This window comes from Ensifer sp. 4252, from assembly GCF_050434565.1.
Lineage (GTDB): Bacteria > Pseudomonadota > Alphaproteobacteria > Rhizobiales > Rhizobiaceae > Ensifer.
The window spans coordinates 333545-357209 of sequence record NZ_JBNDIU010000003.1; the positions used below are offsets into that span (position 1 = coordinate 333545).

Consider the following 23665-nt stretch of genomic DNA (forward strand, 5'->3'; position numbering starts at 1 on the left):
ATGGTTCGCGTCAGGCGAGAAACCGTCGTCGGTATCCTTTTAACGTCGTTGCCGCTGCTGGCGGCCGCTGCCGTCGCCTCGCTGTTCTTTCCGGGTAGCGGCGAGCGCCTCGTGACGCTGTTCATGATCAACGTGATCGCGGTGCTCGGCATCGGCATGTATGCCGGCAATTCGGGCATCGTTTCCTTCGGCCATGTCGGCTTCATGGCGATAGGCGCCTATGCGTCGGGCCTTTTGACCATCAACCCGATCGTCCAGAAGACAGCGCTGCCGCACCTGCCGGAATGGCTGGCCGGCATCGGCATGCCGTTCCTGCCGGCACTTGCGGTGGCACTGCTGGTCGTGGCGCTGGTCGCGGTGCTGATCGGCATACCCGTTGCGCGCCTTGCCGGTTCATCGGCGTCGATTGCAACGCTCGGCTTTCTCGTCATCGTCCATGTCGTGCTGGTCGCCTCGACAGATATCACCCGCGGCAGCCAGACTTTCTTCGGCATTCCGCGCGCGGTCAATCTGTGGGTGGCGCTGCCTTTTGCCGTTGCCGCAATTGCCATTGCCCGTCTCTATCGGGATTCGAGCGCTGGCTTGAAGCTGAGGGCGTCGCGCGAGGACGAGATTGCCTCGACTGCCGTCGGCGTCAACGTCAGGCTTCATCGTTTTGTCGGCTGGGTCCTCGGCGCCATTCTGGCGGGTGCTGCCGGCGCGCTGCTGGCGCATTTCCTCGGCGCCTTCTCGCCCAAGGACTTTTACTTCAACCTGACCTTCGTCCTGCTGGCCATGCTGATCCTCGGCGGCGTCACCACCGTTTCGGGTGCGGTCGGCGGCACCGCGGTAATCATGCTGATCGTCGAACTTCTGCGCAAACTCGAAGGCGGTGTCGATCTTGGTTTCGTCACGCTGCCGACCGTCTTCGGCCTCACGGATATCGGCATCGGCGTTGCGATCCTGGTGGTGATGTACCGGCTGCAGGACGGGCTCTTCGGTGTCCGGGAGCTGGACGAGCGTTTTGCCTGGTTGAAGCGCGTCGCCTCGAAGCCTGCGGCATCGTCTGATGGTGCACAAAAGGTTGCGCCAATCCCACCGGGCGGAACGCTCAAGGTCGAAAATCTCGGCAAGAAATTCGCCGGTCTCGTGGCGCTGGAAAACGCCAACTTCGAGATCAAGCCGGGGCTCGTCACCGGCCTCATCGGCCCGAACGGGGCCGGCAAGTCGACCTTGATCAACAGCGTCTCCGGCGTCGTACCGCCGTCGAGTGGACGCGTACTGATCGACGGCAGGGATATCGCATCGCTGCCGGTGCACGCCGTTCCCGTCGCCGGGCTTGCGCGCACTTTCCAGAACATCCGCCTGTTCAAGAACCTGACCGTACTTGAAAACGTCACGGTGGCTGCAAGTGCGCTGAAGGGCAACGGCGAGGACCCGATGGAAAGCGCCAGGCTGGTACTGGCCGAGGTTGGTCTCGACGCTTTTTCCGATCAGCTCGCCGGCACACTTTCCTATGGTGCGCAGCGCCGGCTCGAGATTGCCCGCGCGCTGGCGCTGAAGCCGCGCTACCTGCTGCTCGACGAGCCGGCCGCCGGCATGAATCCTGCCGAAACGCAGGAACTGATGCATGTGCTCGATCGCATCCGCACGAAGTACCGCCTCGGCCTGCTCGTCGTCGAGCATGACCTGAAGCTGATCATGCGGCTCTGCGACATCGTCGTCGTGCTCAACAAGGGCCAGCAGATCGCCATCGGTACGCCGGCGGAGATCCAGGCCAATCCGGCTGTAATCGAAGCCTATATCGGCCGTCGCCGTGCGTCGGTGCGGGCAGGGAGCGAGGTTGTCGAGGCCGGTGGTCTCCAGCCGGACGCAGGCGGCCTTCACAGTCCAGTTTGATCAGCAACGAAATCAGAAAGAGGGAGCTTACCGATGAAATCCAACTTTAGGGCATTGTGCCTCACCACCATCCTTGGCGGCTTCGCGCTGTCACCGCTGCCGGCATTTGCCGAGGATTTGGTGATCGGTCTTGCAACCGCCCAGACCGGCGGCCTTGCTCCCTATGACCAGCCCTCGCTGAAGGGCCTGGAAATGGCGGTCGAGGAAATCAACGCCGCCGGTGGAGCTGCCGGCAAGTTCCCGATCAAGCTCGTCGCCAAGGATACCCGCTCGGACGCGGCCCAGACCGCGCTGGTGGCGCAGGAACTGGTCGACCAGGGCGTCAAGATCATGATCACGCCCTGCGACGCCGATCCGTCGATCGCCGCCGGCCAGGTGACGCAGGCCGCCCAGATCCCGGCCTTCTCGTTCTGCGCCACGACCCCGACCATGCCGCTTGCCGTCGGCGACTACATGTTCGGCAACTATCCCGCCGACAACGTCCAGGCCTCGGTGCTTGCCACCTACGCCGTCGAGAAGGGCTACAAGACGGCCTATATCCTCAAGTCTCCCGATAGCGCCTACACGCTGAAGCTTCCGGAGTATTTCGGCGAAGCCTTCAAGGCCAAGGGCGGCGAGCTTCTGGGCGAAGGCACCTTCAGCATGGGCCAGCAGGATTTCGGCGCCGAAGTCACCAAGATCAAGGCGATGAACCCGGCGCCAGACGTCATCATGACCGCGGCCTACGAGCCCGATTTCCCGGCCTTCATCCGCCAGCTGCGCGGCGCCGGCGTCACCATCCCGATCCTAGGCAGCGACGGCATCGACTCACCGACGACCTTCGGCCTTGGCGCGACCGTTGACGGCGTGGTCTTCACCACGGCCGGATTTGCCAGCGAAGGCAGCCCGCTTGCCGACTTCAACGTCAAGTACAAGGAAAAGTTCGGCCAGGAGCCGGACACGGTCTACATCGCCAACGGCTACGACCTCGGCAAGGTCATCGATGCCGCCGTGACCGAAGCCAACAGCACCGATCCGGTTGCCATCCGCAACGCCATCGCCTCGCTCGAAAACGTCCAGGGCGTCACCGGTCCGATCAGCTACGCCGGCACGCAGGGCATGCCGCTGCGCTCGGTCTCGCTGGTGCGCATCGGAGGCGGCAACCGTGAGCTGATCAGCCAGGGCGTTCCGGCCGCTGCCGACATTCCGGCCCCCTGATCCAACGCCGCTTGCGATCTCAGGCTAGGTGCCGGAGATCGATCGGTCGCAACTGGCCGTCTCGCAATCCATGGCAAGGACTTTGCCCCGATGATGCACAGTGAAATTCCAGTTCAGAAGCCCTTGCTCGAGGTCAGCGGCCTCAAGGTCGCCTATGGTGCCGTCGAGGCGCTGAGAGGCGTCGATCTCACCGTCGGCAAGGGGCAGATCGTTACGCTGCTTGGCGCCAATGGCGCCGGCAAGAGCTCGACGCTGAATGCGCTGGTGGGGCTTGTGGCAAAGAAGGCGGGGCGGGTGGCCTTCAACGGCCAGGACATTTCCGGTCTGCCGCCGGAACAGATCGTCAGGCTCGGCATGACGCTGACGCCGGAAGGCCGGCGCATTTTTCCGAGCCTGACGGTGGACGAACATCTGCTGCTTGGCGGCGCCATGCACAAGGCGCGCGGCGTAATCTCCGAGGTGCGCGAAGACATGCTGTCGCGCTTTCCGATCCTGAAGGAGCGTCTGGGTCAGAAGGCCGGTTCGCTCTCCGGCGGCGAGCAGCAGATGCTGGCGATCGCCCGCTCGATGATGTCGTCGCCCGACCTCCTGCTGCTCGACGAGCCGTCGCTCGGGCTCGCGCCGCAGGTGGTCGACCTGATCTTCGACCTGATTGCCGGCCTGCGCCAGAAGGGGCTGACGATCCTGCTCGTCGAGCAGAACGTGGCGCTGTCGCTCGAAATCGCCGACACCGGCTATGTCATGGCGAACGGTCGGATCGTGCTTTCCGGCACCGCCGCCGAGCTTCGCAATTCAACCGAAATCCAGGGCGCCTATCTCGGCGCCTGAGGGCCCGCGGGCAAGAGGTCACAACGATGGACATGTTCCTGCAGCAGCTGGTCAATGCGCTCAGCCTCGGCGGTACCTATGCGCTGCTCGCGCTCGGGCTTGCGGTCGTCTTCTCGATCATGGGGCTGATCAATTTCGCCCATGGCGAGTTGATGACGGCGGCCGGATATGGGCTGTGCTTCGCCCTTCTGCTGGGGCTGCCGTTTCCGCTTGCGGTCTTCGGCGCGCTGATGATCGCCGTAGTGCTTGCCATGCTGATGGAACGCGTCGCCTTCCGGCCGGTGCGCGGCGCCAATGGCACGACGCTGCTTCTCACCAGCTTTGCCGTCAGCGCCATCCTGCGCGTCCTCTTTCAGAATTTCATCTCGGCGCGGCCCAAGCCGGTGCCGATGCCGGAGAGCTTTTCCGGCACGATCGAGATTGGCGGGCTTCATCTCGGCCTCATCCAGGGCACGTCGATCCTCGTCACCGTCATCATGCTCGTCGGGCTCAATCTCTTCCTGCGCACCACCGTTCTCGGCCGGGCGATGCGGGCAGCATCCGAGGATTTCGCCATCGTCCGGCTGATGGGTATTCGCGCCAATGCGGTGGTTGCGACCGCCTTTGCCATTTCCGGGCTGCTTGCAGGCGTCGCCGGCATTCTCTGGGTGGCGCAGCGCGGCAGCGTCGATCCGCTGATGGGCTTCCTGCCGGTCCTGAAGGCGTTCATCGCCGCAATCATCGGCGGGCTCGGCAGCCTCTCGGGCGCCGTCGCCGGCGGCTTCCTGCTCGGTTTCATCGAGGTGTTCCTGCAGGCCTACCTGCCGGAAAGCCTGCTCAGCTACCGCGATGCCTTCACCATCCTGCTCGTCATCGGCGTGCTGCTTTTTGCGCCGCAGGGGCTGCTTGCGCGCAAGACGATCGTCAAGCTCTGATAAGACGGCGGCCGCGCGACCTGGCTCGAACGCCAGGCTGAAACATAAGTAATGCGTGGCAGCATCGGCGTATTGACAGGTGTTTATTGTCTTTGGAAAGGGGCACTTCGTGTTCCCTCATCCTCGCCCTTGTGGCGGGGATCCAGCGACCCGACGTCTGTCGGGTCAGAGACCGTTTTCAGCCCAAGGACTTGGGCTGGCTGGATTTCTGTGACAAGCACAGAAATGAGGGGTTTTGTCGGACGCCTACGGATTTCCCCAACGAGCGGATGCGAGCTTGCGGATTCCAGCCGCAACCACGGAAAACTGCGCGCTCGTTGGCAAACCGCTTCTCGCCAGCGGCAAAAGCGAAAAACGCCGCGGTGAGGGCCGCGGCGAAATCGTTGGCTGGTCTATTGGTTGGCGCAATTCCGGAGGGAAGACCTTCTCCGGATTTGCCTGCGATCAGCGCGCCGGCGGCGCGTACATCAGGCCGCCCTGGCTCCACAGCTTGTTGAGGCCGCGGTCGATCTTGAGCGCGCTGTCCTTGCCGAGATGCTTTTCGAACACTTCGCCGTAGTTACCGACGGCGGAGACGGCCTGGAAGGCCCAGGTCGGGCCAAGGCCCAGCGCCTTGCCGGCTTCGTTGTCGATGCCGAGGAAACGCTTCTGGCCGACGGTGCCGCTTTCCTGCATCTTCGTCGCATTCTCCTTGGTGATCCCCAGCTCTTCAGCCTCGATCATCGCGAACAGGGTCCAGCGCACGACCTTGAACCATTGCTCGTCGCCCTGGCGCACGGCCGGTCCGAGCGGCTCCTTGGAGATGACTTCGGGCAGCACGACGAAGCGATCCGGATCGTTCAGCGTCAGGCGCTGGGCGTAGAGTGCCGAGGCGTCGGTCGAATAGACGTCGCAGCGCGCCGTGTTGAAGGCCTGGATCGTCTGGTCAGGCTTTTCAAACGCGATGACCTGATACTGGATATTGTTGGAGCTGAAGTAGTCGGCCATGTTCTGCTCGGTGGTCGTGCCGGTTTCCGTACAAACGGAGGCGCCCGAGAGTTCCTTGACGCTCTTCACGCCAAGGTCGTTGCGCACCATGAAGGCCTGGCCGTCATAGTAGTTGACGCCGACGAAGCTCATGCCGAGATCGCTGTCGCGCGACAGCGTCCAGGTGGTCTGGCGCGACAGCAGGTCGACTTCGCCCGATTGCAGCGCGGTGAAGCGCTCCTTGGTCGAGAGCGGCACGTACTTCACCTTGTCGGCATTGCCGAGCGCTGCGGCAGCGACCGCACGGCAGAAGTCGATGTCGAAACCGCTCCACTCGCCCTTGTCGTTCGGTGCGGAAAAGCCGAGCACGCCCTGGCTGACGCCGCAGCGAAGCTCGCCGCGTTCTTTCACGACATCGAGCGTGGCGGCGTTTGCCGCCGTGCCGGCGAGAAATGCCGCACCCGCAAGCGCTAGAATTCCTGATTTCATTGTCCTGTTCTCCTCTTGTTATGCTGTTATGAAGGCATGCGTCTTCGCTGCCGGGATGCGTGGGCGTCCCGGCCAACTGCTATCGGTTACGGCGGTATCGAGCCCGGCCTTTAGCCGAGCTTCTTGCTCACATCCGCAAAGGTCTCTTCGAGGACTGCGAGCAGGTGGTCGGCGTCGCGTTTCGAGAAGATCATCGGCGGGCGCATCTTCAAGACGTTGTCATGCGGTCCTTCGGTCCCCATCAGCACGCCGCGCTGGCGCGCGCCATTGGAAACGGCCCGGGCAAATTCTGTGGCGGGTGCCTTGGTCTTGCGGTTGCTGACGAGTTCGATGCCGAGGAACAGACCCATGCCGCGCACATCGCCGATCACCTCGTAGCGCGCCTGCATCGCCCGGAAGGACTCGATGAGATAGTTGCCGATGGCAAGCGCGTTGCCACGCAGGTCCTGCCCCTCTATGACGTCGAGCACGGCAAGGCCGACGGCGCAGGAAACCGGGTTTCCGCCGAAGGTGTTGAAGTACTCCATGCCGTTGTTGAAGCTGTCGGTGACCTCACGGGTGGTGACGACGGCTGCCAGCGGATGACCGTCGCCGATCGGCTTGCCCATGGTGACGATATCGGGAACCACCCCTTGGGTCTCGAAGGCCCACCAGTGGCTGCCGACGCGGCCGAAGCCGACCTGGACTTCGTCGGCGATGCAGACGCCGCCGGCTTCGCGCACCAGGCGATAGACTTCCTTGAGGTAGCCGTCGGGCAGGAACACCTGGCCGGCGACGCTTGGGATCGATTCCGCGATGAAGAAGCCGGGACCTTCGCCCTTCGCCTGCATGGCGGCGATCTGCTCGGCGACGCTTTCGGCAAAACGCCTGCCGTGTTCTTCGGCCGGCCAGTCCGCCGGGGCACGGAAGCTGTCGGGAACATCGGCCACATGGACGTGGGGCTTCGGGCCTTTGCCACCCTTGCGACGGAATTTGTAGGGGCTGATGTCGATCAGTTCCTGCGTGGTGCCGTGATAGGACCAGTCGAGCGTGATGGCGTTTTCGCGGCCGGTATGGGCGCGCATCAGACGCAGCGCCAGGCTGTTGGCCTCCGAGCCGCTGTTGACGAAACCGGCGACCGTCAGCTCCTTCGGCAGCGTCGCGGTCAGCCGTTCCGCATAGGCGACGATGTTGTCGTGCAGATAGCGGGTGTTGGTGTTGAGGATCGCCGCCTGCTTCGCCATCGCCTCGACCACTGCCGGATGCGCATGGCCGATGTGGCAGACATTGTTGAAGCAGTCGAGATAGGCGCGGCCGCTGTCGTCGATCAGCCAGACACCTTCGCCGCGTACGAACTTGATCGGCTTTTCGTAGGAGATCGACAGGTTCGGCAGCAGCAATTCCCTGCGCAGCTTGACGATCTCGTCGTGCGCGCGGCCGCTTCTGGCGTAGAATTCCTCGGCGATGCCGGCGAAGGTGCGGGCATCGGGGAAGAGTTCGGCCCAGACGTCGAGATATTGAGGCTCGCCGACACCGAGGATTTCGGTGGCCGAAAGGCTGGTATCGACGGAAAGCTGCAGGTGCAAGTGCGGCGCCCAGCCGCCGTTTTCCTTCGGCGCTCCCATTTCGCCGACGAGCGCACCGGCTTCGAGCCTGTCGCCGGCCTTGATCCGTCCCATCGCCTCATGCGCCATATGACCCCAGAGCGACACGAAGGGCGGGCAGCCTTCGGGCTCGTGGCGAAGCGCAATCAGGCAGCCGTAACCGAGCGGGTCCTTTTCGATCTCGACACTGACGACGGTGGCGGCGATCGGCGTGAAGACCTTGGTGCCGGCGGCCATGAACAGGTCGAGGCCGAGATGGCGGGTGCGGCGGGTATGCTCGATCAGCCGCGAGATGAACATCTCGCCGGCATAGACAGTGCGGGCCTCGCCCCAGGGGCCGATGCCGAGATCGATGCCGTGTTCGCGGCAATGGTCTTCCCAGATCGCCTGGGCTTCATCCGGTTGTTCGCCGGCGGATTTCACCGTCATCGGATGCTTCGGGTCGCCATAGGGCACCAGCGCTGCCGGATAGGTGGCGGCCGGCCGTTCCAGCAGTGGGGCAAGCGCCTTGCGGTTTTCGGCGATCCAGGCGGTGACGCCGCGCGTTCCGGGCACCGCCTCGAAACCGCAGGCCTTTCGCAGGATCGCGGTTGCAAAGCGCCGGTTCATCCGGTCGAGCTTGCGCAGCAGCGTCCAGGCAGGCTTTTCGCTGATGGCGAGATAGGGGTTGTCGGCGGTGTGGGCCCGGCGCGAGGCCGAGATCGTCACCGACGTGACGAGCCGCATGGCGATGAGGTCGAAGAGAAGATCGACTTCTTCCTCAAGCAGCGGATATTCCGCGTGGTAGCCGCGGGCGATGGCGGCGGTGGCGCCGATCGGATCGGGATGATCGAGACCGGCATAGGCGGCGGCAATTGCAACTTCGGCGATGACGGGCGCATAAAGCGCGTCGCCGAAATCGATCAGCCCGGAAATGCGGTCATGATCGGCCTTGTCGACCAGCACGTTCCAGTCGTTGGCATCGTTGTGAATGACGGCCGAGCGCAGGGTGGCCAGTCTCGGCTCGACTGTCTGTGCAAAGCGGGCGAGGAAGCGCTCGAGCAAAGCGCGGTCTTCAGGGTCCGCTACATGGCCGAGCCTGTTTCCAGAACGGTCGGCCCTGCGAATGTCCCAATCGAGATCGCGCAGCGCGCCCGGGTGCATGAAGCCTTTCAGCGAGGCGTCGAAGCGGCCGAGCATCTGGCCCAGCGACTGCAGTGCTGCGGCGCTGCGGCCGGTTTCGGCGAGCGGAAGGCCGGAAACCCAGCTGACGAGACGCAGCCGATGGCGCACGCCGTGCTGGCTGGTGGTTTCGGCAAGGCTGGTGCCAGCCAAGGTCGGCCGGATGTGCGGCACCGGCAATTCGGCTGCAAAGGTTCCGACGTGGCTCAGCAGCGCCGTCTGGAAGTCGCTCTCGACCTCGGGCTCGGCGGCATTGACGATCTTCAGGATATAGGTGGCGCCGTCTGCTGCCTCGACCTTGAAGTTCTGGTCGCGTTCGCTGGCGAGCAGCGAGAGCGTACCGGCAAGGCCGTAATGCTGCCGGAGCAGTGCTGCCGCCGCATCGATGGAAAAGTCTGGTGTCGTCTTCAGCATGTCGTTCATGGGAACCCTCGTCTTGGCAGGCAGAGTTGCACGGGTGGCCGACGCATGCATCCGGCAATATGCCGGTTGCACCGGCATTATGTTTATAATAACCGTCATCTTGTCGGCGCGCTCGGAGGCGGAAACCATGCAGGACACAGACGCGATCGACCGGACGATCCTGAGCATCCTGTCGCGGGAGGCGCGCATTCCGATGAAGTCGCTGGCAGGCCGGATCGGGCTTTCCAGAAGTGCGACGACGGAGCGCGTCACGCGTCTTGAAAAGGCGGGCATCATCCGCGGCTATCGCGCCGATATCGGCCAGCTGGAGGAGGGGCAGATCCAGGCGTTCCTGCTTGTCACGCTGCAGCGCACGCCATCGATCGGCGTGCTCGACCGGCTCGCCGGCTTTTCGTCCGTGCGCAAGGTTTCGTCGGTCAGCGGACAACTCGATCTGGTCGTCGAGGTCGAGGTCGGATCCATCAATGCGCTGAACGAACTGCGCAACGAGGTGGCGACCATGGACAATGTCGAGGACCTGACGACGTCGATCGTGCTCAGGCGTGATATCGAAAGAAGCTGACGCGCCTCAGCCTTCGCTCAGCATCTCCGCCTCGCCGGCGAAACGCTCGACCAGAGTGCGGCGCACGCGGCCGATGTCGCGCATCGGCGGCTCGCCGAAGTGGCGGGCATATTCGCGGCTGAACTGCGACTGGCTCTCGTAGCCCACCTGATGGCCGGCGTCCCCGGCATCGAGGCTCTCCTCCAGCATCAGCCGCCGCGCCTCCTGCAGCCGCAGCTGCTTCTGGTACTGCAGCGGGCTCATCGCCGTGATCGCCTTGAAATGGTGGTGCAGCGACGAGACGCTCATCGAGACGCGGCTTGCCAGATCGTCGATGCGCAGCGGCCGCGAGTAGTGCTCCTTAAGCCAGGCGACGGCGCGGCCGACCTGATGCGGCTGGCTTTCGGCGGTCGCCATCTGGCGAAGCCGGTGGCCGTGCGGGCCAGTGACCAGCCGATAGAGGATTTCCTGCTCGACCAGCGGCAGGAGTGCGGGAATGTCGTCGGGCCGATCGAGCAGGCGCAGGAGCCGGAGTGCTGCATCTTCGAGGTCAGGCGTGATCTTGCTGACCGTCATGCCGCGTGGCGAAGCGGGCGCCGACAGCGGCCCCTGTGCCAGAAAGTCGAGCAATGCCGGGATCTTGGTCGTATCGATCTGGAAGGCGAAGCTGAGATAGGGCTCCTGGATGGAGGCCTTGCAGACCTGGGACAGGACCGGCAGGTCGATCGACGTCAGCAGATAATCGGAGGCGCCATAGATCAGCGTCTCGTCGCCGAGCACCACGCGCTTGGCGCCCTGGACGATGATCGCAAGGCTCGGCTTGTAGGCGGCGCAATTGGCCGGTGCGTCGCCGGAATGGCGATGAATGCTCAAGCCTGGGATTGCGGTCCGGTGATCTCCGTCCTTCCCGGCGATCCGGGCAATGACGTCGATCATGTCCTGTCTGGCAGTCTGTCGCATGGCTGTCATATTCTTTGGTCTTTCCAGCGGCTTAGCATTGTCTGAGGCAGTGCTCAAATAAGACTTCGAAGCGCCATTGCCACTATGCATTTTTCATTATTGCAGGATCGGGCAAAAACTTTGCAGGATCGCGATAACGCTTTTGTCGGTGGCGAACGCATAGTCCCTGCCTGCGATCTGCCGGTAACGCTCCGGCCTTTTCGCATCTCCCAAAATTGAAGGACAGACTGATGGCCATTGCAAGAGGATATGCGGCGACCGACGCATCGAAACCGCTTACGCCCTTCACCTTCGAACGTCGCGAGCCGCGCGACGACGACGTGGTGATCGACATCAAATATTGTGGAGTCTGCCACTCCGACATTCACCAGGCACGCAACGAATGGGGCAACTCGGCCTTCCCGATGGTCCCGGGCCACGAAATTGTCGGCATCGTCACCGCCGTCGGCTCCAAGGTCACCAAATTCAAGGTGGGTGACCGCGCCGGCGTCGGCTGCTTCGTCGATTCCTGCACCACCTGCGCGACACGCGATCTGGATCTCGAACATTACCTGCCGGGCCTGGTCGTGACCTATAACGGCGTCGAGGCGGACGGCAAGACCGCAACGCAGGGCGGCTACTCCGACAGCATCGTCGTCAAGGAAGGCTACGTGCTTTCGATCCCGGAAAACCTGCCGCTCGACGCGGCGGCACCGCTTTTGTGCGCCGGCATCACGCTCTATTCGCCGCTGCGTCACTGGAAGGCCGGTCCCGGCAAGAAGGTCGCGATCGTCGGCATGGGTGGCCTTGGCCATATGGGCGTGAAGATCGCCCACGCCATGGGCGCGGAGGTGACGGTGCTCAGCCAAAGCCTGTCGAAGAAGGAAGACGGGTTGAAGCTCGGTGCCGACCACTACTACGCCACCAACGATCCGGAAACCTTCAAGACGCTTCAGGGCAATTTCGACCTGATCATCTGCACTGTCGCGGCCGAGATCGACTGGAACGCCTATCTCAACCTCTTGAAGGTTGACGGCGATTTCGTGCTGGTCGGCATTCCGGAAAATGCCGTGCCGGTTCATGCCTTTGCGCTGGTTCCGGCTCGCCGCAGCATTTCCGGCTCGATGATCGGTTCGATCAAGGAAACCCAGGAAATGCTGGATTTCTGCGGCGAGCACAACATCGTCTCGGAGATCGAAACGATCAAGATCCAGGAGATCAACGAAGCCTATGAGCGGGTCGTCAAGAGCGACGTGCGCTACCGCTTCGTCATCGACATGGCGTCGCTCGACGCGGCATAAGCCTGTCGGAAACGGCCCCGGGATCCCAGCGGCTCCCGGGGCTTTTTATTTTGCCTCAGACGAGGGGCAGCGGCCCGTCATTCTTGATCTCTTCCATCACCGCGTAGGTGCGGGTTTCCTTGACCCCCGGCAGCGTCCACAGCACCTGGCCGAGGAAGTTGCGGTAGGCGGCCATGTCCTCGAAGCGGGTCTTGACGAGATAGTCGAAGCCGCCGGCGACCATGTGACATTCCAGAACCGCCGGCGCCTGCTTGATCGCGATCGCAAACTGATCGAAGACATCAGGCGTCGTCTTGTCGAGCATGACCTCGATAAAGACGAGCAGGCCGAAGCCGAGCTTTTGGGGATCGAGACGAGCGCCGAAGCCCGAAACATACCCTTCCTTCAAAAGCCGACGCAGCCTTTCGCTGGTTGCCGTTGGCGACAGGCCGATGCGATCGGCAAGCTCCAGATTGGTGATCCGGCCATCCGCCTGCAGGATGTTGAGAATTCTACGGTCTATCTTGTCGATCTGATGCATCGTGCCGCCTCCCGCTCGCGTCTCAGGCGGCAAGTCGCGTTTCCGCGAGTTTCACCCAATAGGAAATCCCGTGCGGGATCGCTTCGTCGTTGAAGTCATAGGCCGGGTGGTGCAGCCCGGCGGTGTCGCCGTTGCCCATGAAGATGAAGGCGCCTGGGCGGGCGAGCAACATATAGGAGAAATCCTCGCCGCCCATCATCGGGTCGAGCGACGGCCTGATATTGCCTTCGCCGGCAATTTCCGCCGCTGCCTTCAGCGCGTAGCCCGTCTCGTCCGCATGGTTGACGGTGACCGGATAGTTGCGGCTGTACCAGACATCGACGGTTGCGCCATAAACGTCGGCGATGCCTTCGGCGATCAGCCGGATGCGGGTCTCGCCGATATCGCGCACTTCCGGCTTCAGCGTGCGCACCGTGCCGCCGAGAACCGCCTCCTCCGGGATGACGTTGTGGGCAAAGCCGGCGTTGAACTTGGTGACCGAGACCACGACCGAGGCAAGCGGATCGACCGTTCTCGACGCGATCGTCTGCAGCGCGGTGACGATCTGCGTGCCGATGACGATCGGGTCGATCGTCTTGTGCGGCTGGGCGGCATGGCCGCCGCGGCCCTTGATGGTGATGGTGAACTCGTCGGTCGAGGCCATGATCGCGCCGACGCGGCTGCCGAAATGCCCGACGGGCATGCCCGGCATATTGTGCATGCCGTAGACTTCGGCGATGTCGAAGCGCTCCATCATGCCGTCCTTGACCATCTCGTTGCCGCCGCCGCCGCCTTCTTCGGCCGGCTGGAAGATCACGGCGACGCTGCCGGCGAAGTTGCGGGTTTCGGCAAGGTACTTTGCCGCGCCGAGCAGCATGGCTGTGTGGCCGTCATGGCCGCAGGCGTGCATCTTGCCTGTTGTTTCCGACGCCCAGGGCTTGCCGGTCGTCTCGGTGATCGGCAGTGCATCCATGTCGGCGCGCAGGCCGATGGTGCGGCCGGGGCCAAGATTGCCTTTGATCAGGCCGACGACGCCCGTCTGACCAAGACCGGTCACGATTTCGTCAACGCCGAATTCCTTCAGTTTCATTTCGACGAAGGCTGCCGTATTTTCCACCGCGAACAGGAGCTCGGGGTTCTTGTGCAGATGACGCCGCCATTCGGTGACTTCGTTCTGGAGTTCGGCGGCACGGTTGAGAATCGGCATGAGTTAAGTCCTGTCGGTCTGTTCGATCACATCTATCTGCGGTGGATTGGCGCAGCAGCCAACGAATGGGCTTTGCCATCTCCTCGCCATATAGGCTAAATAGCCGGACGAGACGAGGCAACAGCGGAATTTCGAGGACTATGGTGGTGACAGCAGGATTTTTCATGCGTGGCAAGGCAAGAGCAGTGGGTATCGTGGCCGGTGCCTGCGCGAGCCTTCTCATGGCTTTGCCGGCGGTTGCCAATCCGCGGCTGGTCGTCGACGTCAATACGTTGAAGGTTTACGAGCACCAGGACATCTTCCAGAAATGGTACCCGGCGTCGCTGACCAAGCTGATGACGGCCTACACCACCTTCCGGGCGATCAAGTCGGGACAACTGGCGCTGACAAGCCCTGTGGTGATGACCAAGAACGCCGCCTCGGAGCCGCCGAGCAAGATGTTCTACAAGCCCGGTCAGGCGATGACGCTCGACAGCGCGCTGAAGATGATGCTGGTGAAGTCGGCAAACGATGTGGCGGTTGCAATCGCCGAAGCCGTTGGGGGTTCCGAGCCCGCCTTCATTGACCGGATGAATTCCGAAGCGCGCCGCATCGGCATGACGTCGTCGCATTTCATCAATGCCAACGGCCTGCCTGGGCCTGGCCAGTACACCACCGCGCGCGACCTTGCCGTGCTCGCGATCACGCTGAAGCGTGAGTTCCCCGAATACGCGCCCTATTTCTCGCTGGAAGGGTTTACCACCGGCAAGAAGGATTATCCGAACTACAACATGCTGATCGGCCGCTTCGAAGGCGCTGACGGCATGAAGACCGGTTTCATCTGCGCGTCCGGTTTCAACCAGGTCTCCTCGGCGACGCGCGATGGCCGTAGCGTCGTTTCCGTCGTGCTTGGCGAAGACAGCCTCGGCGCGCGTGCCGACGAATCCGCGCGCCTGTTGCAGACGGCGCTGACGACATCCGGAACCGCCAAGCCGTCGCTGGTGCAGATCGCGCCGTATGGCGAGACCCGTGACCTGGTTGCCGATGTCAGCAAGCAGATCTGCTCGAAGGCTGCCGCCAAGGTGCGCAGCGAAGGGCGTGACGAAGCCGGGCGGCAGAAGCTGCTCTCGCCGTACATCCACGAGATCAGCCGTCCGCTGAAGCTGGCCTTTGCCGGCCTCATCCCCGGCAGCGGCGACAAGCTGGCGAAGGCGGGTGCCGATCCGGCCGGCCAGGGCGATGTCGCCAATGTGCCGATCCCGGTGCCGCGGCCGAGCCTCTGATCGGAGTTTGCAATGGTTAGCCCACTGCCGGCGGTGCCGGTCTCGATCCTGACCGGTTTTCTCGGTGCAGGCAAAACGACGCTGCTGAACCGGCTTCTGAAGGATCCGGATCTCTCGGATACGGCCGTCATCATCAACGAATTCGGCGATGTCTCGATCGACCACCTGCTGGTGGAAGCTTCAAGCGACGGCGTCATCGAGCTTTCCGATGGCTGCCTGTGCTGCACGGTGCGCGGCGAACTGGTGGATACGCTTGCCGATCTCATGGACCGGATGCAGACCGGCCGGATCAAGCCGCTGAAGCGCGTCGTCATCGAAACAACGGGGCTTGCCGACCCGGCGCCGGTGCTGCAATCGGTGATCGGCAATCCGGTGATCGCCCAGAGCTTTCGTCTCGACGGTGTGGTGACTGTTGTGGATGCGGTCAACGGGCTGCAGACGCTCGCCAACCACGAGGAAGCGGTAAAGCAGGTCGCGGTCGCCGATCGCATCGTCGTCAGCAAGGCCGGCCTTGCCGATCCGGCACAGTTGGATGAACTGCGCTTGCGTCTGCAAGCGCTCAATCCGCGGGCGCCATTCGTCAATGGCGACAGTTCCGAAGCGGGGCGGAGCGCGCTCTTTGCCTGCGGTCTTTACGACCCTGCGTCGAAGATCGCCGATGTCGGCCGCTGGTTGCAGGACGAGGCCGATCACGGACATCATCTCCACGATCACCATCACCATGACGGCGATCATGGCCACCATCACGACCATGACCATGATCATCACCGCCATCACCACGATGCGACACGCCATGGTGCGGACATTCGTTCGTTCAGCATCATGCATGACAGGCCGATCGAACCGATGGCGCTCGACATGTTCGTCGACCTTCTTCGCTCGGCCCATGGCGAGAAGCTGTTGCGGATGAAGGCGATCGTCGCCGTCTGCGACAATCCGGAGCGGCCGTTGGTCCTGCATGGCGTGCAGAATGTCTTTCACACGCCGGAGCGGCTTTCCGCCTGGCCGGACCGTGGCGATCGGCGAACGCGTATGGTGCTGATCACCAAGGGGCTCAGCGAAGCGTTCGTGCGCGATCTTTTCGATGCCTTTACGGGAAAGCCACGCATTGATCGTCCCGACGCTCAGGCGCTTTCCGACAACCCTCTGGTTGTGCCTGGAATGAAATTCTAGAGTTGTTTGCGTGCTGCCGGTCGTCTTTTGCTGCAAAAGGCGCGGAAAGCGGTTAAAATCTGTAGTACTTTCGGGCGATGTTTCAGCGGGAGTGTAAACATTTTTGGGCTAATATTTTGGCGTTACTTTTAACTTGCCGAAAGCATCCTGAGAATGGCGATGTTTGTGTCACGGACGTGTGGAATCACCAGTCAAGATGCGGCATCAGATCTCTAACTGCCTGTAAAGATTGAAGTCAGTGAACCTGTAGCCGTTTTTTCCCATACGGTGTTTGTCGGTCTCCTAAATCAAAAAGGGCGAGTATTTGCGCGCTATTGCGGATGTTTCGTCCGCGCCTTTAGCCACGTTGGAACAATATTTCTGCGCTTTCCAAATTAACTAGAAGTTAAGTGTCTTCTTTAAAACGCTGATCTGATGAACTAGCATGTTTGTTGCGGAGGGAGAGCAACGACCATGTCGATATCAGTTGCATTTGTTGACGACCATCCGATCCTTCTGGAAGGACTGGTCAGTTTATATTCTGGAAAAAGTGACCTCGAGATCGTCGCGAAGGGCGAAAACGCGGTCGATGCTTTGAAAATAGTTGAAGAATTTTCACCTGAAGTTCTCGTGCTCGATTTGAGCATGCCCGGCGACGCCATTGCGGCTATCGAGCTGGTTGCGCAAAAATACAAAGACACGCGGATCATCGTCTTCACCGCAAATTCAAGCATTGAAACCGCGATACAAGTCCTGAACTACGGGGTCTCTGGCTATGTGCTGAAGGGCAGCAGCGCCAGCGACCTGCACGAGGCCATACGCACGGTCTATGACGGCGAAACGTTCATCACGGCGGGGTTCGCGACCAAGGTCATCATGGCCATGAAGACAGCGGAAATCCGTCGGCGGTCCCAGGCACAACGACGCCTGAGTCTGCGCGAAGAGCAGATCGTTCGCCATCTCATGCGTGGCAGCACCAACCGCGAAATAGCGGCCTGTCTTGATATCAGCGAAAAGACCGTCAAGCATTACATGACGGTGTTGATGCAGAAACTCGACGTCAGGAACCGTGTGGAAGTGGTGCTGGCAGCGCAGCGCCTGGATGTGTTGCCGGACGGCTCTGCCGAACGCAGTGCATCACGGCGCATCAACTAGGCGACCAGCCTCTGATTGCCGAGAACGCCGCATTCAACGTGAATGCGGCGTCTTAAAGCATTCAGGAAATGCGTAAAAACAAAGAGATAGAGCGTTTTTGCGATTCCGTCCAATGCCGAAACGCTCTACTGCATGTTTCCTTAAATCGTAGCCGATTTAAGGGTAAGTGCTACAGCGACCTTTGCGCGTCTGATAAGACGCGCGGCGCTGTAGGCGTTTCGGCCATTGCCGCCACTGCGCGAAGTTTCACTCAGGCCTATTGGCGATCGAACGAGCCGCCGCTGTGATCAAGCGGCAAAACCGCTGTTACCACCGTTCCGTTCGCCCGGCGGATGGTCCGCATGCGACCGCCAAAGGCGCGGATGCGGCGCTTCTGCGTGATGGTGCCGAGCCCCGTGCGGCCGGCGCTGCGCAGGAGGGCGGTCGTCGATGGTGCGGCGCCCACATCGGCCACGGTGATGAAAAGGCGATTATGGCGCGTGCCGTAGCGCAGATGCTGGCGGTTGCCCGGCGCATGCCGCTCGCTGTTCATCAGGGCTTCCTGGATGAAACGATAAACGCAGATGTTGAGGTGCGGATCGACGGTCTGCGAGGCGATCAGCCCCACGACATCGATCTCGCGGCCGATGACATCCACGTGCCGCCTTACCGCAAGCTGGATCGTGTCGCTGAGCGACATGTCGTCGAGCTCCGGCAGTACGAGATCGGTCGAAATATTCCTCAGCTCCTCAAGTGCCGTCGTAACCGTGCTGACCAGCTTGTCGATATCCTGCCGCCTCACCGGGGCCGCGGACTGGCCGCCGGCCGGTTGCGCGGCCATATCGCTCAGCCTCAGCTTCAGCAAGGTCAGCAGCTGGACCGGGCCATCGTGCAGATCCGTACCGATCTGGTCGAGGATCATCTCATTGAGCTTGCCGGCCTCGAGTCGAGCCGTTTCCGCAGCCCCGCGCAGCCGTCGGTTCTGATTGGAAAGTTCGAGTGCCCTTCCGAGACTATGACGAATGGCCGCGTGCTGGCGATCGATAAGCAGGCTGCCGCTGCGCACGATCAGAAAGAGGAGCGCCAGCATCGGGACCGAGACGAGGAGCACGATGCTGATCGTTTCCCGCCAGGCCGTCGACAACTCGCCCACCAGGAAATCGGGGCGCTCGTAGAATTCGCCAACCAGCAGCACCTTGCCGGCTTCGTTTCGCACAAGCGGCGCATAGACCTCGATATACATGCCACGCTGCTCGTCACCGGTATATTCGTGTTTCTCGATCATCGTGCGCGAAACGACGATCTCGCCCGCCAGGGCGCGCTCCAGCTCGTCGAAGACAACTTCCTCCTCGATCTCTTTGCCCGACGTCGCATACATCAGGCTTCCGTCGGGCCCCCAGATCTTCAGCTCGTGGACATGCTGGCCGAGGGCGCTGGTGCCGAGCAGTTGCTTGAGCTTGTCTTCGACGAATGGCGGAAGCACCCCGCGCTTGATGTCCTCCTCGGAGATCAATGGCGCAACGAATGTCTGGAGATAGGCAGCGCCGAGCGAGCCGACACTATTGAAGACGGTCTTTTCCAGGCGGTTCGTCGTCCAGATCGCGAGCGCGATCATCAGCGCCACGACGACGAAGGAGGCGATGATGATGAATTGAACCTCAAGCCGCAGTCGCTGGAATGCCGACAGCAGGTTTCTCAAGGCGGCTGGTCGGCTCACGTTCAGCAGCAAGCTTTGCTTGGCCGTATCTGTATCGTTCCTGGCGGAGTCCATGAGATTTGCCCGATCCCGTGCTGGCGCCTTTATATTCTCTATTCCTTAGGAATGCGTCCGCCAATTCCGGCGCCATCGACAAAAGATTCCATATACCGGAACCGATGCAAGCGAATTCTGCAGCCAGTCAAATTAGTTACAATCATCATGGGTCGAGGAAAAGGATGTGTCACGTGATGATGGGGCGGTCGTGTCGAACGTTGACGTCACGCGCCCTTGCGGATCAGGAAGCGATGACCGCCTTCAGCCGGCGAGGCCGCTTCGAGGCTGTGGCCGTCTTCCCGGCAGAAATGCGGGATATCGATCACCGCCATCGGATCGGTCGTCTCGATCTCGAGCAGCGCGCCTGCGGCCATGGAGGCGATGCGCTTGCGGGCCTTCAAAACGGGAAGGGGGCACTTAAGCCCCCTGAGGTCGTAAATCGTCTTCTCTTCGCCAGGCATCAATTGCCCCAGATCTTCCAGAACGGCCGCTTCTTCGGTGGTTCTTCCACGGCAACAGGTGCATCAGTCGTCGGCTCGACGGTGCCTTCAGCATTTGCCGATGCCACGGCGGTGTTCTCAGGCTGAGCCTTTTGTGGTGCTCCGGCCGTCCGCGCCTGCTTCGCCGCCGCTCCTGCCGGCTGCACCTGCGGTTGAACGGCAGCCTGCTGCTCCGGGGCTTGCGCGGGGGCCTGCGCCTGTTCTGCGGGCTCGCTCCTGGAAAACAGGCTCCAGAAGGACTTCTTGGCCGGCTGCTCGACGGCTGCCTGCAGCACCGGCTGGGGGATCGGATTGGCGGCGGGAACCGGCACGTGGGTGCCACCCTGTGTCGCCTTTTCCAGTTCCTTCTTCTGGATCTCGACAGCCAGCTTGGTTTCTTCGGCCTCCTTCTGCGCGGCCAGCTTCTTTTCGAGGTCGCTTGCCTTCATCAGCTTGCCGGCATCGATCGAGCTGCCGGTCGGCGCGTAGGCAAGCTCACGGCCGGCGCGCTGCTTGGCGACGATTGCCTTGCGCTCGGCCTCGCTCGGCTCATACCAGACCATGCCGTCATACTTCTTCATGGCCTTGTCGTAGTCGAGCTTGTAGCCCTTCTCGAACGTCGACATGGCCATCTGCAGGGCCGGCGGAGTCGACATCGCCGGGCATGTTCCACCCGGGTTGAAGGCGGCGCTGCCCTGCTGGTTGAAGACGTATTTCTTCTCGCAGACATTGATTTCCGGCGGACGCTTGGTGACTTCGAACTGATCGTAGCCGACCTTCAGCATGTTCCAGAAATCGATGTTGGGATTGTTGCGATGACGCGCCATGTTCTCGGCGGTCATGCGGAAAGGAAATGCCTGCAGCTGGACGCTCTGCTGTCCGCCCTTGAAGGCGTCGCGCGCCATGGCGAAGATCTCGATCATCTGCTCGTCGGTCATCGAGTAGCAGCCGGACGACGAACAGGCGCCATGGATCATCAGATGCGTACCCTGACGGCCGTTGGCGCGGTCATAGGTGTTGGGGTAGCCGGTGTTGATCGCCAGATAATATTTCGAATTGGGGTTCAGCTGTTGCGGGAACAGCGGATAGAAGCCTTCCGGCGCCTGACGATCGCCTTCCTTCACCTTCGGGCCGAGCTTGCCCGACCAGGCACAGATCTTGTAGCTCTTCAGCAGCTGGAAGCGATTGGATGTATTGGCCTTCCAGACCTCGAGCGTGCCTTCTTCCTTGAAAATGCGCAGCGCGATCGGCGATGTCTTCTGCATCCCGAGCTCGCTCATCTTGGCGGCCATCTTGCTGGAAAGCTGGTACTCGGTCTTGTTCTTGACAGTCGAAAGATCGACTGCCGCCGTGTCCAGGGTATCGTTGGTGCAGCCGGCAAGCAGGGCGGCAACAGCGGCGGTGGCTACAAGGTTTCTCAAGCGCATCAGCGAAAGCCCGTTCAAACCAAAACTCGTCAGTGAGAGCCGCGTTCGCAGAAGGGCTCTTAGGGAATCAGTAAGCCATTATACTTCACGAATTCTTAACCCTGCAGGGCACGCTGCGCACGCCGTTGTTCATGACCGCACGAATATGGCCAAGATTTGGCCACAGTCCGATTTGTGGTTGCGAATTTTCGCCGAACAATCGCGTCGGATCAGAGGTTCCGGCCGATATTCAGGTACTTCTGTCGGCGATCGGTGCGCAGTTCGTCGCCGTTGCGTCCGGACAATTCCTTCAGTGCGTCGGCAATCACCGTTCCGGTGCGGGCGATGACGGACTGCGGATCGCGGTGCGCGCCGCCGACGGGTTCGGGAATGATGCCGTCGATGACGCCGAGCGCCTTCAGATCCTCTGAGGTGATCTTCATGTTACTGGCGGCTTCCTTGGCGCGGGTCGAATCGCGCCAGAGGATCGAGGCGGCACCTTCCGGCGAGATGACGCTGTAGATCGCGTGCTCGAGCATATAGACGCGGTTGCCGGTGGCGATTGCGATCGCGCCGCCGGAGCCGCCTTCGCCGATGACGACGGTGACGATCGGCACGCGCACGTTCAGGCACATTTCTGTCGAACGGGCGATGGCTTCCGCCTGGCCACGTTCTTCCGCGCCGACACCGGGATAGGCACCGGCAGTGTCGATCAACGTGATCAGCGGCAGGCCAAAACGATCGGCCATTTCCATGACCCGGATCGCCTTGCGGTAGCCTTCAGGGCGCGGGCTGCCGAAGTTGTGCTTGATGCGAGACTTGGTATCGCTGCCTTTTTCCTGGCCGAGGACGGCGACCGGCATGCCGCGAAAACGCGCAAGCCCGGCCTGGATGGCCTCGTCGTTGCCATAGTTGCGGTCGCCGGCAAGCGACGTGAATTCGGTGAAGAGTTCCGCAGAGTAATCGAGGAAATGCGGACGCGAGGGATGGCGGGCGACCTGGGTCTTCTGCCACGGCGTCAGCTTCGAATAGATCTCGGCCATCGCATCGCGGACGCGCGTCTCGAGCCGTTCAACCTCATCCGAAGTGTTCACACTCTCGTCTTCGCCGGCGAGCTTCTTCAATTCGAGAATCTTGCCTTCGAGGTCGGAGATAGGTTTTTCGAAATCGAGATAGTTGTGCATGAGATGCGTTTCCGATCGTTTTGCCACAAGGATCTGCCGGCCGAAACCAGCCTGCCCGGCGGTCCTAATCCTGTTTTTTCGCCTGTTTGGCAAGAGGGTGATGGTTTTGCACGAGGTCGTGAAGCCGTTCTTCCAGAACATGTGTATAGATTTGTGTCGTGGAAATGTCCGAGTGACCCAACAGTTCCTGCACGGCACGAAGGTCGGCACCATTGGCAAGCAGGTGGCTGGCGAAGGCATGACGCAGCACATGCGGCGAGATCGTCGCCACGCGGACGCCAGCACGCGCCGCCAGCGATTTCAGCTCGCGAGCAAAGACCTGGCGGGGGAGAAAGCCGGCTTTTGCCGATGATGGGAACAGCCACGGGCTTTCGCGCTCGCCCCTGTCCGCCTTCGCAAACTCTTCTGCCAAAGCCGTACCGTAAGCGCGCAATGCGCGGATCGCTGCCTGGGACAGTGGTACCAGCCGCTCCTTGTTTCCCTTGCCGCGGATGACGAGAAAACGCCCATCCTGCGCCAGCACGCTTGCCGGCAGCGACACCAGTTCGCTGACGCGCATGCCGGTGGCATAAAGAAGCTCCATCAAGACATGCATGCGCAGCTTGGAAAGCCGCTCCGGTTCGCTTGTTGTCGCCTCTGCCTCGGTCTCTGCCTGGCCGATCAGCCGCGAGACGTCGTCGATGCTCAGCGTCTTCGGCAGGCTTCTGCCTTTCTTCGGCGCGTCCAGAATGCCTGTCGGGTCGTCGGCGCGCAGGCCTTCGGCATAGAGGAACTTGTAGAATTGCCGAAGCGCCGACAGCCGGCGCGCCTGCGAGGACGGCTTGAAGCCCTGGCCCGCCAGATGGGCGAGGTAGTGCCGGAGATCGTCGGTCGCCGCACTCGTCAGCCCCGTTCCTCTGCCGCGCATGTGGGACAACGCGTCTTCCAGATCGCGCTCGTAGGATTGCAGCGTGTTGACGGCGGCGCCGCGTTCGGCGCTCATCATTTCGAGGAAAGCCTCGACATGTGCCGCGGAAAGATCGCTCATTGTGTCTTGTTGACCCGCTCGGACGGGATCTTCACGGTCACGTTGCGCTCGACCGGCTCGACGAAGGTGACGAGCGCAATCATCGTGCCGCAGATCAGCCCGGCGATGACGCCGCAGAAGAACAGGAACCGGAACAGGGTGGGCATTTCAGTCTCCTCTGCAGGATCCCTTAAACCGGAGCGAATTTAAGGATAAAATCATGCAGCCGTTGAATGTGCTAGCGCAACCTTGTGCGCGTCATAGCGGACGTGCCGCACTTTGGCGGATGCCCGATCTATATGAACGCCCCTTTCGCCAAGTTCAAGAAGCATGCACGGACGCGCGCGACGGCTTGACGCTCCA

The 23665-nt window shown here is 61.8% G+C and carries 20 protein-coding genes; 9 read left to right on the top strand and 11 right to left on the bottom strand.

What is annotated here, in order from left to right; translation table 11 throughout:
• From ABIE33_RS10580 to ABIE33_RS10595, 4 genes are all read left to right on the top strand, one after another.
• Positions 1-1878, top strand: a complete 1878-nt coding sequence (locus ABIE33_RS10580; RefSeq protein ID WP_429124566.1) for an ABC transporter permease subunit — start codon at positions 1-3, stop codon at positions 1876-1878.
• A 33-nt stretch (positions 1879-1911) separates the two neighbouring features.
• Positions 1912-3075 carry an ABC transporter substrate-binding protein gene (locus ABIE33_RS10585; RefSeq protein ID WP_429124568.1) on the top strand — a complete coding sequence of 388 codons (1164 nt, stop codon included), beginning with the start codon at positions 1912-1914 and terminating at the stop codon, positions 3073-3075.
• A gap of 90 nt (positions 3076-3165) precedes the next feature.
• Positions 3166-3903 (top strand): ABC transporter ATP-binding protein, encoded by a 738-nt coding sequence (locus ABIE33_RS10590; protein ID WP_429124569.1) that lies wholly within the window; start codon positions 3166-3168, stop codon positions 3901-3903.
• 26 nt (positions 3904-3929) lie between these two features.
• Positions 3930-4817 (top strand): branched-chain amino acid ABC transporter permease, encoded by an 888-nt coding sequence (locus ABIE33_RS10595; RefSeq protein ID WP_429124570.1) that lies wholly within the window; start codon positions 3930-3932, stop codon positions 4815-4817.
• Between the two features lie 444 nt (positions 4818-5261).
• Here ABIE33_RS10595 and ABIE33_RS10600 read toward each other — a convergent pair whose 3' ends face one another.
• The gene (locus ABIE33_RS10600) at positions 5262-6272 is read right to left on the bottom strand and encodes an amino acid ABC transporter substrate-binding protein (RefSeq protein WP_429124572.1); all 1011 of its coding nucleotides are present in this window, start codon (positions 6270-6272) and stop codon (positions 5262-5264) included.
• A 110-nt stretch (positions 6273-6382) separates the two neighbouring features.
• Complete coding sequence (locus tag ABIE33_RS10605) at positions 6383-9439, bottom strand: aminotransferase class III-fold pyridoxal phosphate-dependent enzyme (RefSeq protein WP_429124573.1); 3057 nt, start codon at positions 9437-9439, stop codon at positions 6383-6385.
• 79 nt (positions 9440-9518) lie between these two features.
• Between ABIE33_RS10605 and ABIE33_RS10610 the strand changes: the two genes are divergently transcribed.
• The gene (locus ABIE33_RS10610) at positions 9519-10001 is read left to right on the top strand and encodes an Lrp/AsnC family transcriptional regulator (protein WP_429124575.1); all 483 of its coding nucleotides are present in this window, start codon (positions 9519-9521) and stop codon (positions 9999-10001) included.
• Between the two features lie 6 nt (positions 10002-10007).
• On the opposite strand, the gene ABIE33_RS10615 is transcribed toward ABIE33_RS10610, so the two are convergent.
• On the bottom strand, positions 10008-10949 hold the full coding sequence (locus ABIE33_RS10615; RefSeq protein ID WP_429124576.1) for an AraC family transcriptional regulator: 942 nt from the start codon (positions 10947-10949) through the stop codon (positions 10008-10010).
• A 221-nt stretch (positions 10950-11170) separates the two neighbouring features.
• Between ABIE33_RS10615 and ABIE33_RS10620 the strand changes: the two genes are divergently transcribed.
• The gene (locus tag ABIE33_RS10620; RefSeq protein ID WP_429124577.1) at positions 11171-12220 is read left to right on the top strand and encodes an NAD(P)-dependent alcohol dehydrogenase; all 1050 of its coding nucleotides are present in this window, start codon (positions 11171-11173) and stop codon (positions 12218-12220) included.
• 55 nt (positions 12221-12275) lie between these two features.
• Here the strand turns inward: ABIE33_RS10620 and ABIE33_RS10625 are convergent, their stop codons facing one another.
• Together ABIE33_RS10625 and ABIE33_RS10630 are read right to left on the bottom strand one after the other, a co-directional pair.
• Positions 12276-12740 carry an Lrp/AsnC ligand binding domain-containing protein gene (locus ABIE33_RS10625; RefSeq protein WP_025424674.1) on the bottom strand — a complete coding sequence of 155 codons (465 nt, stop codon included), beginning with the start codon at positions 12738-12740 and terminating at the stop codon, positions 12276-12278.
• Positions 12741-12762: 22 nt separating this feature from the next.
• Positions 12763-13926 carry a M20 aminoacylase family protein gene (locus ABIE33_RS10630; RefSeq protein WP_429124578.1) on the bottom strand — a complete coding sequence of 388 codons (1164 nt, stop codon included), beginning with the start codon at positions 13924-13926 and terminating at the stop codon, positions 12763-12765.
• A gap of 191 nt (positions 13927-14117) precedes the next feature.
• Here ABIE33_RS10630 and ABIE33_RS10635 point away from each other — a divergent pair, with 191 nt between their 5' ends.
• The 3 genes from ABIE33_RS10635 (at position 14118) to ABIE33_RS10645 (ending at position 17495) form a co-directional block, all read left to right on the top strand.
• Positions 14118-15188, top strand: coding sequence for a D-alanyl-D-alanine carboxypeptidase family protein (locus ABIE33_RS10635; protein WP_429124728.1), 1071 nt, complete (start codon positions 14118-14120; stop codon positions 15186-15188).
• 12 nt (positions 15189-15200) lie between these two features.
• Positions 15201-16361: a CobW family GTP-binding protein gene (locus ABIE33_RS10640; protein WP_429124580.1), complete on the top strand. Its 1161-nt coding sequence runs from the start codon at positions 15201-15203 to the stop codon at positions 16359-16361.
• A 453-nt stretch (positions 16362-16814) separates the two neighbouring features.
• On the top strand, positions 16815-17495 hold the full coding sequence (locus ABIE33_RS10645; protein WP_053249738.1) for a response regulator: 681 nt from the start codon (positions 16815-16817) through the stop codon (positions 17493-17495).
• A gap of 256 nt (positions 17496-17751) precedes the next feature.
• On the opposite strand, the gene ABIE33_RS10650 is transcribed toward ABIE33_RS10645, so the two are convergent.
• From ABIE33_RS10650 to ABIE33_RS10675, 6 genes are all read right to left on the bottom strand, one after another.
• A complete protein-coding gene (locus ABIE33_RS10650) occupies positions 17752-19245 on the bottom strand; it encodes a sensor histidine kinase (protein WP_429124581.1) in 1494 nt (497 codons plus the stop codon).
• A 206-nt stretch (positions 19246-19451) separates the two neighbouring features.
• Complete coding sequence (locus ABIE33_RS10655; protein WP_429124583.1) at positions 19452-19688, bottom strand: sulfurtransferase TusA family protein; 237 nt, start codon at positions 19686-19688, stop codon at positions 19452-19454.
• Positions 19688-21133 (bottom strand): L,D-transpeptidase family protein, encoded by a 1446-nt coding sequence (locus ABIE33_RS10660; protein ID WP_429124730.1) that lies wholly within the window; start codon positions 21131-21133, stop codon positions 19688-19690. Before ABIE33_RS10660 ends, ABIE33_RS10655 begins: the two co-directional genes overlap by 1 nt.
• 209 nt (positions 21134-21342) lie before the next feature.
• Positions 21343-22296: an acetyl-CoA carboxylase carboxyltransferase subunit alpha gene (locus ABIE33_RS10665; protein WP_429124584.1), complete on the bottom strand. Its 954-nt coding sequence runs from the start codon at positions 22294-22296 to the stop codon at positions 21343-21345.
• Positions 22297-22360: 64 nt separating this feature from the next.
• A complete protein-coding gene (gene xerD / locus ABIE33_RS10670; protein WP_429124585.1) occupies positions 22361-23323 on the bottom strand; it encodes a site-specific tyrosine recombinase XerD in 963 nt (320 codons plus the stop codon).
• Positions 23320-23469 (bottom strand): hypothetical protein, encoded by a 150-nt coding sequence (locus ABIE33_RS10675; protein ID WP_429124587.1) that lies wholly within the window; start codon positions 23467-23469, stop codon positions 23320-23322. Before ABIE33_RS10675 ends, xerD begins: the two co-directional genes overlap by 4 nt.
• Positions 23470-23665: the final 196 nt, after the last annotated feature.